This is a genomic window from Rhodococcus sp. 14C212 (assembly GCF_011058195.1).
Taxonomy (GTDB): Bacteria; Actinomycetota; Actinomycetes; order Mycobacteriales; family Mycobacteriaceae; genus Rhodococcus; species Rhodococcus aetherivorans.
In genome coordinates this window covers 1-16,586 of sequence record NZ_JAALEH010000067.1, presented here as the reverse complement: position 1 = coordinate 16,586, position 16,586 = coordinate 1, and the positions used below count along the sequence as shown (strand labels likewise).

15 protein-coding genes and 1 tRNA gene are annotated in these 16,586 nt (G+C 70.6%); 9 read left to right on the top strand and 7 right to left on the bottom strand.

Annotation, left to right across the window (positions count from 1 at the left end; translation table 11 throughout):
- Position 1: 1 nt before the first annotated feature.
- Positions 2-1,018 carry an NADP-dependent oxidoreductase gene (locus tag G6038_RS22625; RefSeq protein WP_165039993.1) on the bottom strand — a complete coding sequence of 339 codons (1,017 nt, stop codon included), beginning with the start codon at positions 1,016-1,018 and terminating at the stop codon, positions 2-4.
- A 161-nt stretch (positions 1,019-1,179) separates the two neighbouring features.
- Between G6038_RS22625 and G6038_RS22620 the strand changes: the two genes are divergently transcribed.
- The 3 genes from G6038_RS22620 to G6038_RS22610 all read left to right on the top strand — a co-directional run bounded on the left by G6038_RS22620 (position 1,180) and on the right by G6038_RS22610 (position 4,684).
- A complete protein-coding gene (locus tag G6038_RS22620; protein ID WP_165040006.1) occupies positions 1,180-2,904 on the top strand; it encodes an AMP-binding protein in 1,725 nt (574 codons plus the stop codon).
- 152 nt (positions 2,905-3,056) lie between these two features.
- Positions 3,057-4,448 carry a SidA/IucD/PvdA family monooxygenase gene (locus G6038_RS22615; protein WP_165039992.1) on the top strand — a complete coding sequence of 464 codons (1,392 nt, stop codon included), beginning with the start codon at positions 3,057-3,059 and terminating at the stop codon, positions 4,446-4,448.
- Entirely contained in the window at positions 4,445-4,684 is a 240-nt protein-coding gene (locus G6038_RS22610; RefSeq protein WP_003936798.1) for an MbtH family protein, read from the top strand. The genes G6038_RS22615 and G6038_RS22610 overlap by 4 nt, the downstream gene beginning before the upstream one ends.
- 28 nt (positions 4,685-4,712) lie before the next feature.
- Here G6038_RS22610 and G6038_RS22605 read toward each other — a convergent pair whose 3' ends face one another.
- A complete protein-coding gene (locus tag G6038_RS22605) occupies positions 4,713-6,185 on the bottom strand; it encodes a threonine/serine exporter family protein (RefSeq protein ID WP_165039991.1) in 1,473 nt (490 codons plus the stop codon).
- 127 nt (positions 6,186-6,312) lie between these two features.
- Here G6038_RS22605 and G6038_RS22600 point away from each other — a divergent pair.
- From G6038_RS22600 to G6038_RS31535, 4 genes are all read left to right on the top strand, one after another.
- Positions 6,313-6,387 (top strand) — tRNA-Thr (locus G6038_RS22600).
- A gap of 271 nt (positions 6,388-6,658) precedes the next feature.
- A complete protein-coding gene (locus tag G6038_RS22595; protein ID WP_165039990.1) occupies positions 6,659-7,066 on the top strand; it encodes a YciI family protein in 408 nt (135 codons plus the stop codon).
- Between the two features lie 6 nt (positions 7,067-7,072).
- Positions 7,073-8,218 carry a DUF6596 domain-containing protein gene (locus G6038_RS22590; RefSeq protein ID WP_165039989.1) on the top strand — a complete coding sequence of 382 codons (1,146 nt, stop codon included), beginning with the start codon at positions 7,073-7,075 and terminating at the stop codon, positions 8,216-8,218.
- Positions 8,219-8,806: 588 nt separating this feature from the next.
- Complete coding sequence (locus G6038_RS31535) at positions 8,807-9,241, top strand: hypothetical protein (RefSeq protein WP_240918666.1); 435 nt, start codon at positions 8,807-8,809, stop codon at positions 9,239-9,241.
- Positions 9,242-9,407: 166 nt separating this feature from the next.
- Here the strand turns inward: G6038_RS31535 and G6038_RS22580 are convergent, their stop codons facing one another.
- A complete protein-coding gene (locus G6038_RS22580; RefSeq protein ID WP_165039988.1) occupies positions 9,408-9,659 on the bottom strand; it encodes a hypothetical protein in 252 nt (83 codons plus the stop codon).
- A gap of 62 nt (positions 9,660-9,721) precedes the next feature.
- Complete coding sequence (locus G6038_RS22575; protein ID WP_165039987.1) at positions 9,722-10,246, bottom strand: helix-turn-helix domain-containing protein; 525 nt, start codon at positions 10,244-10,246, stop codon at positions 9,722-9,724.
- 56 nt (positions 10,247-10,302) lie between these two features.
- On the opposite strand from G6038_RS22575, the gene G6038_RS22570 reads away from it, so the two are divergent.
- Together G6038_RS22570 and G6038_RS22565 are read left to right on the top strand one after the other, a co-directional pair.
- Positions 10,303-11,697 carry an MFS transporter gene (locus G6038_RS22570; protein WP_165039986.1) on the top strand — a complete coding sequence of 465 codons (1,395 nt, stop codon included), beginning with the start codon at positions 10,303-10,305 and terminating at the stop codon, positions 11,695-11,697.
- Complete coding sequence (locus G6038_RS22565) at positions 11,694-12,437, top strand: thioesterase family protein (protein ID WP_165039985.1); 744 nt, start codon at positions 11,694-11,696, stop codon at positions 12,435-12,437. The genes G6038_RS22570 and G6038_RS22565 overlap by 4 nt, the downstream gene beginning before the upstream one ends.
- Before the next feature lie 544 nt (positions 12,438-12,981).
- Here G6038_RS22565 and G6038_RS22560 read toward each other — a convergent pair.
- From G6038_RS22560 to G6038_RS22550, 3 genes are all read right to left on the bottom strand, one after another.
- On the bottom strand, positions 12,982-14,433 hold the full coding sequence (locus tag G6038_RS22560) for a serine/threonine-protein kinase (protein ID WP_165039984.1): 1,452 nt from the start codon (positions 14,431-14,433) through the stop codon (positions 12,982-12,984).
- A gap of 110 nt (positions 14,434-14,543) precedes the next feature.
- On the bottom strand, positions 14,544-16,145 hold the full coding sequence (locus G6038_RS22555) for an NAD(P)/FAD-dependent oxidoreductase (RefSeq protein ID WP_165039983.1): 1,602 nt from the start codon (positions 16,143-16,145) through the stop codon (positions 14,544-14,546).
- 42 nt (positions 16,146-16,187) lie between these two features.
- The coding region (locus G6038_RS22550) for a hypothetical protein (protein WP_165039982.1) at positions 16,188-16,586 on the bottom strand (399 nt) is incomplete at its 5' end.

Genomic DNA, 16,586 nt, shown 5'->3' with positions numbered 1-16,586 from the left:
CTCAGGCGTCGTCGGTCATCTTCAGCACGAGCTTGCCGGTGTTCGCGCCGTCGAACAGCATGTTGAGCGTGCGCCCGAAGGCCTCGGCGCCGCCGGTCTCGACCTGCTCGCGGGTGACCAGTTCGCCGCGGCGGATCCAGTCCGACACCGCGGCCATGCCCTCGGGGAAGCGGTCGAGGTAGTCGAAGACGATGAACCCGGCCATGGAGGCCCGGTTCACCAGCAGGGACAGGTAGCGTGACGGCCCCGGCTGCGGGTCGGTCGCGTTGTAGCCGGAGATGGCACCGCACAACACGACTCGCGCGTTCTTGCGCAGCACGGCGAGTGCCGAGTCGAGCGTCTCACCGCCGACGTTGTCGAAGTAGATGTCGATCCCGTCCGGCGCGGCGGCGTGCAGCGCTCGGCCCACGGAACCGGCCTTGTAGTCGATGGCGGCGTCGAAGCCCAGTTCGTCGGTGAGCCACGCGCACTTGTCGGGCCCGCCGGCGATGCCGATGACGCGACATCCGCTCAGCTTGGCGATCTGCCCGGCGATGCTGCCGACGGCCCCGGCGGCGCCCGAGACGAGCACGGTGTCGCCCGGCTTCATCCGCCCGACGTCGACGAGCCCGAAATATGCTGTCATGCCGGGGAATCCGAGGGCGCCCAGCCACACCGGCGGGGCTGCGAGGGATTCGTCGACCGGGACGACGCCGCTACCGTCGGAGACGGCGTAGTCGCACACCCCGAAGTGTCCCGAGACGAGTTGCCCCTCCTTGTAGTCGTCGTGCCGGGATTCGTGTACCCGGCCGACGGCATGGGCGCGCATGATCTCGCCGATCGCGACCGGCGGGATGTACGAACGGACGTCGTTCAGCCACCCCCGCATGGCGGGGTCGAGGGAGACGTACTCGACGCGGACGGTGAACTCGCCGTCGGCGGGCCGCGGAACGGGTGCGGTGGTGATGTCCCAGGTGGACTCGTCGGGGCGGCCGACCGGTCGTCGCGCCAATCGGACCTGCTTGTTCACGGACGCCATGCGTATTCCTTTCGGCAGCGGAACGTCTACTGCGGTGCGGTGATTCGGATACTCCGTGAGAATCCAGCACAGTTGAATCCGACCCCGGATTCAACTATACATGGCGGGTGACCGGGATCACCCCGGCCGTCGCCGGATGCCCCGAGAAACGGAAGGTCGACATGACACCCCAGCTCGACACGGTCCCCACCGATTCCGATGCGCTCGAGGCCTCGCTCGCCGGGATCCGGCGGGTGCAGGAGGCCCACTGGCCGCCGGAGGTGCCGCGCACGGTGGAGTACCCGATCGAGGGCCGCGGGCTCGTGGACTACCTGCGGCACTGGGCGAGCGTGCGTCCCCACGCACCCGCGATCGAGTTCTACGGTCGCACCGTCGGCTATGCCGAGTACGACGACCTCTCCGACCGGTTCGCCGGCTGGCTGCTCGCCCGCGGCGCCCGGGCCGGCGACCGCATCGGTGTCCACCTCGGCAACTGCCCGCAGTTCCACGTCGCGATGCTCGGGATTCTCAAGATCGGCGCCGTCCACGTGCCCGTGAACCCGATGCTGCGCGAGCACGAACTCGCCCACGAGCTCGCCGACGCCGGCGTCACGATCCTGCTCACGCAGCCCGAACTGCTCCCGCTCGTGGAAGCGGTCCGGCCGCGCACCCCGGTGCGGCACGTCGCCGTCACCGCCCTCGGCGACATGCTCGCCGGTGTGGCGCCGGGGGAGGTGCCACCGCCCTTCCCGGTCGCCGATCCCGCCGCCGGCGACTGGGCGGGCATCGTCGACAGTCCCCGCGCACCTGCCGTCGCGACGGATCCGGACGCGCTCGCCGCCCTGAACTACACCGGTGGCACCACCGGCATGCCGAAGGGCTGCGAGCACACCTCGTGGCACATGGTCTACACCGCCGCCGCGGCCACCGTCGGCGGCGGCCGCCGGGTGGGGGAGACGACGGTGGTGCTCAACTACCTGCCCATGTTCTGGATCGCCGGCGAGGTCTTCGGCATCCTCAATCCCCTCGTCAACGGCGGCACCGTCGTGCTGATGACCCGGTGGGACGCGGACGCCGCGCTCGCCCTCGTCGAGCGGCACGGCGTCACCAGCACGGTCGGCACCGTCGACAACTACGTGGAGCTGATGGATGCGCCCGGTTTCGACGGCAGCCGCGCCGCCACCCTCGACAACGCCATGGCGGTGTCGTTCGTGCTGAAGCTGGATCCGGCGATCCGCCGGCGGTGGCGCGACGCGACCGGCCACACCCTGCGGGAGGCGAGCTACGGCATGACCGAGACGAACACCGCCGACACCTTCACCCTCGGCTTCCAGGACGGCGACTTCGACCTCGAGAGCGAGCCCGTGTTCTGCGGGCTGCCGGTGCCGGGCACCGACATCCTGATCGTCGACGAGACGGGCGCTCCCGTGCCGATCGCCGCGAGCGGGCAGATCATCGTGCGCAGCCCCTCGGTGACGACCGGGTACTACCGCAACGCCGAGGCCACCGCGGACTCGTTCCAGGGCGCCTGGCTGCGCACCGGTGACGTCGGCCGGTTCGACGAGCGGGGCGCGTTGCACTACCTCGCCCGCAACAAGGAGATGATCAAGACCAACGGCATGAGCGTGTTCCCCGCCGAGGTCGAGGCGCTGCTGCGCATGCATCCGGACGTCGCGACGGTCGCGGTGGTCCCCAAGTCCGACCCGGACAGGGGACAGGTCGCGTTCGCGTTCGTCCAGCTGGTCCCCGGCGCGGCCGTCACGGCCGAGGGGCTCGTGGCGTGGGCGCGGGAGAACATGGCCGGCTACAAGGTGCCGATCGTCGAACTCGTGGCTGCGCTGCCCATGACCGCCACCGGCAAGATCCGCAAGGGCGACCTGTTCGCGCGGGTGGAGGGGCGCAGCTAGAGCGGGCCGGAGCCGGCGGGGAGGGCCGCAGCGCAGCTTCCCCGGCCGACCGCAATGATTGGTAGGCTAACCAAACCAAGGATAGCCTGAGCTATCTTCTTGTGCGATCGATCCATCCGCGGCTGCGGCCCCAGAGCACGGAAGAGCGACCAATGACCGACCGATCCTGCAATGGCAGCGGTGACTCGCTGTCGCCGGACGGCGAACCACCGGAACTCCTCGACCTCGTCGGGATCGGATTCGGGCCCGCCAATCTCGCTTTGGCGATCGCCGTCGAAGAACACAATGCCGACGCCCCGCACGATCCCGTGCGGGCCCGGTTCTTCGACCGGCAACCCGCCTTCGCGTGGCATCCCGGCATGCTCCTCGAGGGCGCCACCATGCAGATCGCCTTCCCGAAGGACCTGGTCACCTTCCGCAACCCCACGAGTCCCTACACCTTCTTCGCCTACCTGCACGACCGGGGCCGGCTCGTCGACTTCGTCAACCACCAGACGTTCTTCCCGACGCGGCACGAATTCCAGGACTACCTGCAGTGGGCGGCCGGCCGCGTCGACGCCGACGTGCGCTACGGCACCGAGGTGACCACGGTCGAGGCCGTGCACGACGAGGCAGGCATCGCCGACCGCCTCGCCGTCCACACCGCCGACGGGACCGTCGTGCACGCCCGGAACATCGTCGTCGGCGTGGGGTTGCGCCCCCGCATCCCCGCGTGGGCCACCGAGACCGCGCGCTGCTTTCACAACCACCGGTTCCTGTTCCATCTGGCCGAAATGCCCGCGCCCGTGCACCAGCGGTTCGTCGTCGTCGGCGCCGGCCAGAGCGCCGCCGAGGTGGTGCAGTACCTGCACGGCCACTATCCGCAGGCCGAAGTGCACAACGTCTTCACTCGCTTCGGCTACAGCCCCGCCGACGACAGTCCGTACGCCAACCGCATCTTCGACCCGGCCACCGTCGACGAACTGCACGCCGCACCCGAGGCCGAGCGTGCACGACTGCTCGCCCTGCACCGCGGCACCAACTACTCCGTCGTCGACCCCGACCTGATCACCGCGCTGTACGCGGCCGAGTACCGCGAACGCGTCAGCGGCCGGCGGCGGCTGTTCATGCGGCGCGCCTCCGAGATCGTCGCGGTCGCCGAGACGACCACCGGAATCGAGGTGGACGTGCGCAGCACGATCGACGGACTCACCGACACCCTGATGTGCGACGCCGTCGTCCTCGCCACCGGGTTCGAGCCCGCCCCGCTGCCGCCGCTGCTCGGCGCCCTCGCTTCCGCGTCGTCGCCGCTGCGCACGGTCGACCGGGACTACCGCCTCCCCACCGCCGGCGACGTCCGTGCCGGGATCTATCTGCAGGGCGGCACCGAGAAGACCCACGGGCTGACGGCGTCGCTGCTGTCCAACGTCGCGATCCGGTCCGGGGAGATCCTCGGATCCGTCCTCGAGCGACGCGACGGAAAACTACCAGCGGGTCATGACCGGACCCCGGCGCTTGCTAGGGTACGAAAGCAGCACACCTATGCGACAAGTGAGGCGAGATGAGCACGAATCCTTTTGACGACGAAGACGGCCGCTTCTACGTCCTCATGAACGACGAGGAGCAGTACTCGCTGTGGCCGACTTTCTCCGAGGTGCCGCAGGGGTGGCGCGTGGTGTTCGGGGAGGAGTCGCGTGCAGCGTGCGTCGAGTACGTGGAGAAGAACTGGACCGACATGCGGCCGAAGAGCCTGCGTGATGCCATGGAGGCGGACGAGAAGGCCCGCAACGCGGGCGCCTGACCTGCCGCGGTAACCGCGTCGACGAGAGTCACACCGTGGGTGCACCACCCGCGGAGTGACTCTCGTGGCGTTTCGAGCCCCGGTACGGACGCACCCGCCGGACACGGCGCAACTGCGGCCGGCGAAGCGCCCCCGCCCGCAGCACGCTCCGCGGATGCCGGACCGTGCGGGCCAGCCACTCGCCGAGCGTCACCCCTGCAGCCAGCGCGCACCCGATGCCGAACGCCGAGAACAGCGCGGTCAGCCCCAGCAGCAGTTCGCTGCCGATCACCGCGTACAGGCCCCGGTACAACGACAGACCCGGCAGCAACGGGGTGATGCCGGCGACCGCCACCACCAGCGGCGGGGTCAGCGCGCGTCGCGCCATCAAACCACCGGCGAAGCCGACCACCGTCGCGGCGGTCGCCGACGAGATGATCGGACCCACCGCGAACTCCATCGACATCAAGAACACGAGGCTGCCCACCGCGCCGCCGAGCGCGGCGGCCGTCAGCGCCCGTCGCTCGGCGTAGCACGCCAGCGCGTAGAACAACGCCGACGCCGCACCGGCGAGCACCTTCACCGGCAGCGCGGTCGCCGTCGGCAGCGCATCGTTGCTGATCACCGGCAGCTCCGCGCCGAGCGCTTCCATCACCTTCAGCGCCGTCGCCACGCCGGCGATGATCCCGCCGGTCATCATCACCAGCTCGAAGAACCGCGCCGACGCGGTGATCGGTGCCCCGGTGATCGCGTCCTGCACCGAACCCACCAGCGACAGTCCCGACAGCAGCACCGTCACGCCGGCCGCGATGATCAGGCCCGGCGGCGCGTCGACACCCAACGGTTCGCGCAGGTTGAACAACAGGATCGCGGGCGTCGCGGCGATGATGCCGCCGACCACGTGCTGGAAGAAGAACGGCAGGCCCATGCCGTTGAGGACGCGGTTCGTCCGGTCGATGACCGCCGTCGACGCGAACGCCATCACTGCCACGAGCGCGCCACCGCCGAGCAGCACGGAGATCGACGCCGCCATCGCCGCCCACGCGAACGTCGCCACCCAGCGGTGATACGGGTGCGGCGCCGTCGTGATCGCCAGCAGATCCTCGCGGGCCTGCGCCGGCGAGATCGCCTCCCGCCGGATGCGCCGGGTCAGCCGGTCCACCGCGGCGAGCCGCGTGAAGTCCATCGACCGGTACTGCACGACACGCATCGTGCTCGCCGGCGGCATCGTCGGCCCCCGGTACGCCGAGAGCACGATCGAGTTGTAGGTGACGTCCACGTCGCACTGGGCCAGGCCGTACGTCGCGGCGACGAAACGTACCTGCTCGGAGGTGTCGATCGCGCCCGTGCCCGCGGCCAGCAGCACCTCGCCGACGCGGACGGCGACGTCGAGCGCCTCGGCGACCGTCGCGTCGTCGGTCAGGTCGATCGGCTGCAGCGGCGCCGGCGCCTCGGTGATGGTGTCGAGGGTGGCGCGACGGTCGAGGACGAGCTTCCCGAAGGCGGTTGCCAGCGTCCCCACCGTTACGTGCTCCCGTCCGTCCGGTGTCCGGCGATGCGCGCGGTAACAGCAGCCATGGATCCACCGTAACGAACCCGGGCGGTCGCATGGGGAGCGGGCGCTACCGATATGATGGGGCCGCTCGACTGCCTCCTTAGCTCAGTGGTAGAGCACTCGCCTTGTAAGCGAGCGGTCGTCAGTTCAATCCTGACAGGGGGCTCCACCAGCGGAAACGCTGCACGGCAGGTCAGGGGCCGGTTCCGGGAAGGTGCCGGCCCTGTTCCAGTGTCTTGCCCGCACTCGCTCTCACTCGACGCGTCGTGGCCGGCCTGCACGCCCGCGGCACGAAGCTCGGCGCGGCTCCTGTGGCGCCGCGGAGTGCGGCATGGCAGATCGCCGGAAAATGTCGCGGTGGGATGTCGAGATCCCGAGCACGGCTCCGTCCCTGGGGTGAACACGGCCACAATGGGCTGTACCGCATCAAGGAGAACACGATGGCCAAGTACCTGCTGCTCAAGCACTACCGTGGCGCGCCGGCATCGGTCAACGACGTGCCGATGGACCAGTGGACGCCGGAGGAGATCTCCGCCCACATGCAGTACATGAACGACTTCGCCGCTCGGCTCGAGGGCACCGGCGAGTTCGTCGACGCGCAGGCGCTGTCCCCGGAGGGCACGTTCGTCCGGTACGACGGCGAGGGGCGGCCGCCGGTCACCGACGGCCCGTTCGCGGAGACCAAGGATCTGATCGCCGGCTGGATGGTGATCGACGTCGACAGCTACGAGCGGGCGCTGGAGCTGGCCGGCGAGCTGTCTGCGGCTCCGGGGGCGGGCGGGAAGCCGATTCACGAGTGGCTCGAGGTGCGCCCGTTCCTGTCCGCGCCTCCGACCGTCACGGAGTGAGGCACGGTGGACGAGACCCTGCTGCGGACCCTCACCCCCACGGTGATCGGGATCCTCGTCCGCCGCGGAGCCGACTTCGCGTCGGCCGAGGACGCCGTGCAGGAGGCCCTGGTCGAAGCGGTGCGCGTGTGGCCGGATGATCCGCCGCGGGACCCCACGGGCTGGTTGGTCGCCGTGGCCTGGCGCAAGTTCCTCGACGCCACCCGCGCCGAGTCCTCCCGGCGGCGGCGCGAGGTGCTCGTCGAGGTCGAGCCCGTGCCCGGCCCGGCCGAGGTAGTGGACGACACGCTTGCGCTGTACTTTTTGTGCGCGCACCCGTCCCTGACGCCGGCCTCGGCGGTCGCGCTGACACTGCGCGCGGTCGGCGGTCTGACCACGCGACAGATCGCGCAGGCCTACCTCGTGCCCGAGGCAACCATGGCCCAGCGCATCAGCCGGGCCAAGCGGACCGTCTCGAGCGTCCGGTTCGACCGACCCGGTGACGTCGCCACGGTGCTGCGCGTGCTCTACCTCGTATTCAACGAGGGCTACTCCGGCGACGTCGACCTCGCCGTCGAGGCGATCCGGCTCACCCGCCAGCTGGCGGCCGGCACCGAGCACGAGGAGGTGGCGGGCCTGCTCGCGCTCATGCTGCTCCACCACGCACGGCGCCCGGCACGAACCCGCACCGACGGCAGCCTCGTGCCGCTCGCCGAGCAGGACCGCAGCCTGTGGGACACCCGTCTGATCGCCGAGGGCGTCGACGTGCTCCAGGCAGCTCTCGCCCGCGACCGACTGGGGGAGTTCCAGGCCCAGGCCGCCATCGCCGCGCTCCACGCCGACGCCCGCACGGCCGAGGAGACCGACTGGGTGCAGATCCTCGAGTGGTACGACGAACTCGTGCGGCTCACCGACAGCCCGGTGGCCCGTCTCAACCGTGCCGTCGCGGTCGGCGAGGCCGACGGCCCGCGGGCCGGTCTGGCCGCCTTGGCGGCGCTCGACCCCGCCCTGCCCCGCCATGCCGCCGCCGCGGCGTATCTGCACGAGCGTGCCGGTGATCTGGTGACCGCTGCACGGCTCTACACCGAAGCGGCCCGCTCAGCGCCCAACCTCGCCGAACGCGACCACCTCACGCGTCAGGCCGCACGGCTGGGCGCCGAGCTCCGCCGTTGAGCGGCCGTTCGAATCCCGGAAACCGGACCGCAGGGGTCCCCCTACTGGCACCACGTATGCCTCTGATCGGCGCATATGGGTGCTGCGGGCATAGGCCTGCCGTGGCCTGGAGGGAAGTGGTCGTGACGAGCATCACTGGCAGATGTGCTTTCGGGCCCTAAACTTCCCGGCGTGCTTCCCGAACCGAACGATCGTATTCTCACGTCCGTCCGAAAAGGCGTAGTGCGGCTCGGCATCGTGTGTGGGTCGCTCGCCCTCGCAACCGGACTGGCACCTCTCGCTGACGCGGATCCGGGTGCCGCGGACCCACATGCCCGCACTGCCGGGCCCGAATTCGCTCCGATTCCGAGGATCGCGGCCTCGCCGCTCGTGAACACCGCCGACGAGAGGGGTGAGGACAACTACCGCGCACCGGCCCCGGCGACTCCCTTGGTGCTGCGTGCGGCCGACGACTTCGATCGTCCGGACGGCCCCCTCGGCCCGAACTGGATCACCTGGGGTGGAGGCACACTGAGGATCGTGAACGGTCATCTCGACGGCCGGGGGACTCCATCGACTCCGCTGAGTCTTGCGTTCTGGAGTGAGCCGATGCCGAGCGAAACGCAGGTGATGCGGTGTGTGGTCCGCTGGAACGGACGCGAACCGGAGCACTCGTCGATCGGTCCGGTGGTGCGCGCCAATCCCGGTGTCGACACCGGTGTGCAGTTCGCGTTCACCGACAGCATCATGGCGTTGTACCACGAAGATCCTGCCAACCCGAACGGGTTCACCCCTGTGGCGGGGACCCCGCAGTACGCGTCCACGTCGAGGTTTCCCGAAGGGGCAGTGATCGAGCTGCGCGCCGAGGGAGACCTGTACACAGCCCGGGTGAACGGCAAGATCGTGCTGCAGGGGACCGTGGAGGCCGACAAGATCCCGTTCACGAATCGGTACGTCGGCACGGTGATCCAGGACGACAGCCGGGAACGCGGCGGTGGCCAGCCCCCCGCTCAGCTCGACGATTGTCGGGCGTTGACCCCGTGACATCGCGACCCGGCAGCGCAGGACTCTGCCGGTTTGCGGCTGGGGGCTGACGGCACAGACGGGACCTTGCAGGGCACGTCACCGTTGTGGCGCCGAGGCCCCGCGCGCTTCCCGGCCAGCTGCGACGGCAATTCGCTGCGGCCGGTCGCCGACCGCGCGGATCAGCTCAGGTCCTGCTGTCCGGGTGGATCGGTGACGCGCGCAGCTCGGTCTCGTCGCCCTCGTTCTCGGAGACCTCGAACACCTGCAGGGGCGTGTTCGGGGGAGGGGTGCCCTCGCTGCGCCCGGGCGTTGCCGCCGCGGAGGGGGCCGGCGACGACTCGATCCGCCGGCGGAGCTCCGCGAGAAGGGAATCGGTCGGCACCCGGGTCAGATCGGGCCCGGCATCGTCTTCCGGGATCTCCGTCACCGTGACCACCCCCGGCACGCTCGTGGAAACGCATCGACCGATGCGATTGTCTCAGAGCGCGCGACGGCGAGTCATCGGTTTGCGGGGTCGGTGCGACGCATCGCGCGCCGGGCCTGCTCCTCGGTGAAGTTCGGCGTCAGGCGCAATTCCTCGAGGGGGACCTCACGGTCGGCGCTGCGGACCTCGACGCGCACGGGGTCGCCGGTCGCGTCGTCGGACAGGCCGAGGGGGCCCCCGCGTTCGCCCTGGAGGTACTTGTCGCCCCACTGCATCAGCGCGAGCACCGCAGGCAACAGGTCACGGCCCTTCTCGGTGAGGATGTACTCGTACCGTGTCCGTTGCCCGGGTTTCTTGTAGGGCCGGCGCTCGAACAGACCCTCGGCGGTCAGTTCGCGCAGGCGTGCGGCCGCGACGGCCTCGGTGATGCCGACGCGGCGCGCGAAGTCGTCGAACCGCGTGGTGCCGTAGTAGGCCTCGCGCAGGATCAGCATCGCCGAACGGGTCCCCACCACGTCCATCGCCTTGGCGATCGAGCACTGGGAGGCCTGCCAGGCGTCGCGATCGGCCAGGAAGCCGTCCAACCGTGCCGCATGCATGCCCCCCATCCTATCTGACTTGCCAATGCCATAGTCAGCCCCTAACGTCTCTGACTATGGAAAGCCAAAGTCAGGTGCCGGTCCGGATCGGCCCGCTCCTCGCCGTCCTCTCGGGGGCGCCCTTCGTTGCGAGCCTCGATCTGTTCGTCCTCAACGTCGCACTGGGCGACATCGGGACCAGCTACCCCGGCAGCTCGCTCGGAGAGCTCAGCTGGGTGCTCAGCGGCTACGCGATCGTGTACGCGGCGCTGCTGGTCCCGCTCGGTCGCTGGGCCGACCGCATCGGCCGCCGGCGCGGCTTCCTCGTCGGCCTCGGGCTGTTCACCGCCGCGAGCGCGGCATGTGCGCTGAGTCCGTCGCTGTGGGTGCTCGTCGTCTGCCGGCTGTTCCAGGCCGTCGGAGCCGCGGCGCTGACACCGGCCGCCTTGGGTCTGCTCGTGAGCGCGGTGCCGGAGGCGCGACGTGCCGGTGCCGTGCGGATCTGGGCGGCCACGGGTGCCGCGGCGGCGGCGTTCGGCCCGGTGGTCGGCGGGCTCCTGGTCGAGGTCTCGTGGCGCTGGGCGTTCCTGATCAACGTCCCGATCGGGATCCTGCTCCTCGTCGTCGCGCTGCGCGTCGTGCCGGACCTCCGCCCGGTCGATACCGGCGCCCGTCTCGACCTGGCCGGCGCCGCTCTGCTGACGCTCGGCATCGGTGCACTCGCGCTCGGACTCGTCCAGGGACCGGAGTGGGGCTGGGCCGACGTCCGCATCGTCGCCGCGTTCGTCGTCGCCGTCGGGGCCCTGCTGTTGTTCGCACACGTCGACGCCCGGCACCCCGCGCCGCTGATCGAGCCGAGTCTGCTTGCGGTGCGTCCCTTCTCCTGGTCGAACGTGACCGCCCTGATCTTCAGCGCGACGTTCGCGGCCGGGCTCCTCGCCAATGTGCTGTGGGTGCAACAGGTCTGGGGATACTCCGCGCTGCGGACGGGTCTGGCCGTGGCTCCCGGACCGCTGATGGTGCCGCTCTTCGCCGCAGTCGGGCAGGTGCTCGCGCGACGTTTCACACCCGGCGCGATCGCCGCAGCGGGATGCGTGCTGTGGGGCGCAGGCGCCGGCCTGGTCCTCGCGACGGTGGGGCCGGAGCCGGAGTATGTGACCGCGCTGCTGCCCGGCTGGCTGCTCGGCGGCGTCGGCGTGGGGCTGGCCTTGCCGACCATCCTCTCGGCTGCCACGGCGCAGCTGCCCCCGGCACGCACCGCCACCGGCAGCGCGATCGTCACCATGAGCCGGCAACTCGGCACCGTGCTCGGGATCAGCGTGCTCGTCGCGATCCTCGGGGCCGGTGACGATGCAGTGTCCGCCTTCCGATTCTCCTGGTGGACGATCGCGGCGGTTGCCGTCGTCGCCGCCCTCGCCGCCGGAGGCATGAACCCCCGCCCGTCCACACCGGAAGTGAAGGTCCTGGCATGACCCGTCTCGCCCCCGCCCCCTTTCCGATCGAATTCGATTCCAGCTGGCTGGGATTCGGTGGTGTGCACGGCGGACTCGTCGTCGCCGCCCTGATCCGCGCGGCCGCCGTGGAAACCGGCGCGACGCCGCTCGCCGTGTCGGCGCACTTCACCGGCCCGGTGCAGCCCGGCCCCGTCGACGTCGCGGTCGACGACGTCCGCGGCGGCCGGACCGTGAGCGCCCGGGCATCCATGTCGGACTCGGTCACCGCCCTCGTCCGGCTCGCCCGGACGGTGGGTGCAACGACCTGGCCGCGTACGGGAAGCGATTTCGGCGGCACGGATCCCGTGGCGCTGCCGCCCCTGGAGATCCCGGTCGACTTCGTGCCGTTCTCGCAGTACCTCGACATCCGGCCGATCAACGCGGCCCGGCCCTTCGGTGGGGGCGACGACCCGGAATTCGAGGTGTGGATACGGCTGGCGTCCGCGGTCGAGTTCGCTCCGGTCGAGCGCGCCGCGATCCTCCTCGATGCGCTGCCGCCGGGGTTGTTCGCGACGATGTCCGCACCCGTCCCGATTCCGACGGTGGAGTTCGCGGCGCATTTCGCCCCGTCGCGTGCACCCGCCGACGGTTGGTATCACCTGCGGCACCGAACGGCGTGGGCCACCGAGGCGTTCTGTGTCGACGAGGCGGAGCTGACCGGCGGGGACGGCCACCTCGTCGGTCAGGCCCGGCAACTGCGTCGCATCCTGGGATCCTGACGGAGGCGCAGCGCGGTGCGTAGGTGATGCACATCACGGGGTGGGGTGATGGTACCGCGCGTAACACCTAGAACGGACCGCTCGATGATCTTGATGACGTCCCCGTGGTGGACCCTGCTGCTGCGGGAGCGTCGTTCGTCCCCGCTCCTGCGAGGACGGAAGGATCGTCACTCGACACAACGGAGGTAGACACATGGTTCTCGGTTCCCTCGCTGCAACGCTGTTCACGCTGCTCGCCGGTCTCGGCATCCTGCTCTGACCCACGATCGCTCCACGCCGCAAGCGCTCCCGCCTCGAAGCGGGAGGCGGGAGCGCTTGCAGCGCTCGGTCCCGGCCGCGGCTCGCACCGTGCCGGGCCTGCCTGCTGTCCGGGTGATCCCGCCGGCACCATGCTCGAGGTCACCGCTGCGCGGGGGATCCGGTCGGCGCCGTGAGGCGGCGAATCCCCCCTGCGGACCCGCAGTTCCGATCGAACACGACGGTCCGCCCGCCGCACGCGGGTAGAAGTCCTCGTCCTGTGCGGACCTACGTCCCGAACCCGGCATCAGCGGCCGTTGCCACCGCCGTTGTTGCCACCGCCGTTGTTGCCACCGCCGTTGTTGCCACCGTCGTTGTTGCCGCTGTTGCCGTTGCCGCCGCCGTTGTTGCCACCGTCGTTGTTGCCGCCGTCGTCGTTGCCACCGTTTCCGCCGCCGTTGTTCCCGCTGTTTCCGTTGCCACCGCCCTCGTCACCGTTCCCGCCACCTCCGTTGCCGCTGCCGCCGCCGGAATCCGGCACGACCGGCGGCGGTATCGGCGCCGGGGCGGGAACAGTGGTGAATGCAGGGCCGGTGTCCACCGCCGAGGTGGTGGGCGAACCCACGCTGCCGACCGGCGTCGGGGCGGTGGCGGGAACGCTGCTCGTCCCCGGCGTGGCGACCGGCGGTGTGTCGCCGCCCTGGCCCCAGGCCAGCAGGAGGAGGGCGACCACCGCCGCGGCGGTGAGGCCGATTGTGAGCAGGATCCGGTGGCGACCGGAGTCGGGCGCCGGGACCGCGTCGAACCTCGACAGCGTCGGGACGGGCGCCGGCACGGGCGGCCCGGCAACGGTGAACCCCCGGGTCGGCGCGTGGATCACCTCGGTCACCGGATCGGCGAGGTGCGGGTCCCGCAGTGCGGCGAGATGCGGGTCCCGCAGCGCGGCGAGGTGCGGATCCCGCAGTGCGGCGAGCATGTCCCGGGCGCTGCCGAAGCGGTGCTCCGGTTCGCGAGCCATCGCACGTTCGATCACGGCCACGAGTGCGGGGTCGACGCCCGGTCGCACGGCGGCGAGCGGCGGCGGCGGCGGCCCCTGTGTGATCGCCCGCGCCAGGGCCAGCAGGTTGTCGTAGTCGTACGGCTTTCGCCCGGTCAGCGCCTCGTATCCCACGGCACCGACCGCGTACAGATCGTCGGTCACGCTCGCCGGGGTGCCGGCGAGCCGGTCGGGGCTCAGGTAGGCGACGGTGCCGACGAGTTCGCCGGTGCGGGTGTAGTCCTCGCCGGCGCTCTTGGCGATACCGAAGTCGGTCACCTTCACCGTTCCGGTCTCGGTGAAGAGGATGTTGCCGGGTTTGATGTCGCGGTGGAGGATCCCGGCGTCGTGCGCCGCGGCGACCGCAGCCGCCACGTCGATCAGCACTGCGCGCACCCGGTCCTCCGGCATCGGACCGAGGGCGATCTCGTCGGCGAGGGTGCGGCCGGGCAGGCGTTCCATCACGATATAAGGAACTCCGGCGTCCTCGCCGCTGTCGTGCACCGCGACGATGTGCGGATCGGTGAGGTTCGCCGCGGCTCGCGCCTCCGCTTCGAAGCGCCGTCGCACGTCGGGCTGGCGACCGAACTCGCCACGCAGCACCTTCACCGCGACGGGCCGCCCCAGCCGGGTGTCCCAGCCGTCGCGGATCTCGCCCATGCCGCCGCAGCCGAGCAGGCCGCGCAGCTCGTAGCGGCCGGCGAGCAGTTCGGGAACGGGCATGGTTCCAACGCTAGTGCGGTGCCGGGGGTCGTACCAGGCAAGCCTCGCCGCGGGGCCGTCGTCGACGCCGTCCGAGTCGTGTGTCGCGGCGGGGCGGCGCCCCTGACCGATCAGGTGGGGGCGCCGGCCGCCGCGGCGCACCCGGCCGCCGCGGCGTCCCGCAGGTCGTCGACGGATACCTCCGCGACCGCCGCTGCGGCGGCTATCCCACCGAACAGGGTGCCGACCAGCCCGTGCGACGGCCGCACCCCCGCGCCGGCGTGGAACAGCCCCTCGACCGATCCCGTCGCGCCGAGGCGGGTGAACGTCTGGCTCGGGGTGAACGCCGGGCCGTACGACACGCCGCCGGTGCAGCGCATGAAGCGTTCGTCGGTGACAGGTGTCCCCGTCTCCTCGTGGACGATGGCGTCGGCCAGGCCGGGAACCGTGCGTTCGGCCGACCTCACGAGCCGGTCGCGAAGCTCGCGTCGTCTCGCGTCGTAGCGCGCCGTCGAACCCCTTCCCGGTGTTATTCCCCACCAGGTGTGCTGTGCCGGTGCCGGGCCGATCAGCTGAACGTTGGTCTGTCCGGGCGCGCACAGCCGGGGGTTCTCCGGGTCGGCGAGGCTCGCGATCCACAGGCCGGCGGACGTGGACGGAGGGAGCTCACCCGCGCGGAGCGCGGCGTACTCCGCATCGAAGTCGTCCGTGTCGGTGACGAGACGGGTCGCGTTCGGATAGCCCTCGGCGGCGAGGTCCCGGTCGAGAATCAGATAGACGACGGCGAGCGGCAGGGCCAGTTCGTAACTGCGTACCCGCCGGAGGAGCCGGGGAGGCACCCGATCCGGCGGCAGCAGCGACAGGTAGGTCTGCTGGATGTCGACCGCCGACACGACCGCGGGGGCGAGAATCTCGCGTCCGGGCCCCGGAACGGTGTCGAGCGATGCGTCCTGTGTTCGTACGCCGCGGACCTTGCCGTCGGCGACGAGAATCCGGCTCACCTCCGTGCCGAGCAGCACGTCGCCACCGTGGCGGCGCACCACCGCCGCCAGGCCCTCCGAGACGACCCGCGATCCGCCTTGCGGGTACGCCAGGCCCTCGAGATAGGTGTGGATCATCCGGGCTGCCACCGGCAACGACAGCCGCGACGGCGCCACGGCCAGACTGCCGGTCGTCCAGCCGAGAAGTGCGGTGGTGAGTTGCGGGGAGGCGTGCAGATGGCGCAGGTAGCCACCGGCGGTCGCGCGTCCGTAGCGCAGCAGGCCGCGTAACCGCCACGGCAGCTGTGGCAGCTCACGCAGGTGCGGCCGCTCCGCAATGCGTCCCAGCTCCTCGGTGAGCAGATCGACGGTGGTGAGGAATTCGTCGATCGTGCGGCGCTCTGCCGGAAATGCCTCGTACAGATTGGCTTTGAAGGCGTCCATGCCCTTCGGGACCGCCAGTTCGCGGTCGCCGTTCAGCAGCCGGAACATTCCTGCGGGATCGAACTCCCGGAACGTCACGTCCACGCCCACCGGTCCGAGTGCGTGTCGCACCGGCGCCTCGGAGGTGTAGTGCAGCCCGATGTCGAACTCGCAGCCGTCGTGGGTGAAGGCGGACATGTGCCCACCCGCCTGGTTGCGGGCATCGGCCACCAGGACCCGGCGCCCGGCCGCCGCCAGATATGCCGCAGCCGTGAGCCCACCGGGTCCGGCCCCGATGACGATCACGTCGTAGTCGTAACGCTCTTCCATGCTGACCTCCGGATCGGGGAAATTGCCGGCTCGGGGCGCTGTTCAGTGGTGCCGGATCTCGTGGGTGGACGGGTGGCCCGCCACGCTGCGGACGAAGGTGACGAACGCGGCGACGATTCCGATGGCGCTGCCCACGATTCCCAGTCCCAGCAGGATGCGCACCACGAGCGGCCAGTCGAACGAGGCGTCGCCGAAGTCGAACGGGAACACCTGCCAGATCCGCAGCAGCGCCAGCAGCGCGACCGCGGTGGTGACCATGTCTCCCAGCGCCTTGAACCAGACGGGATCCCGCAGGAAGTACAGGAGATTGGCGATCAGGCTCGCCAGGATCGAGGCATTGACGAAGCCCATGACCGACCGGGTGTCCTCGGTGAGGAACGGCACGGCCTGCCAGCCCGGCCACACGTTGGCGGCGTAGAGCACCGCGGCGTTGAGGAGGAC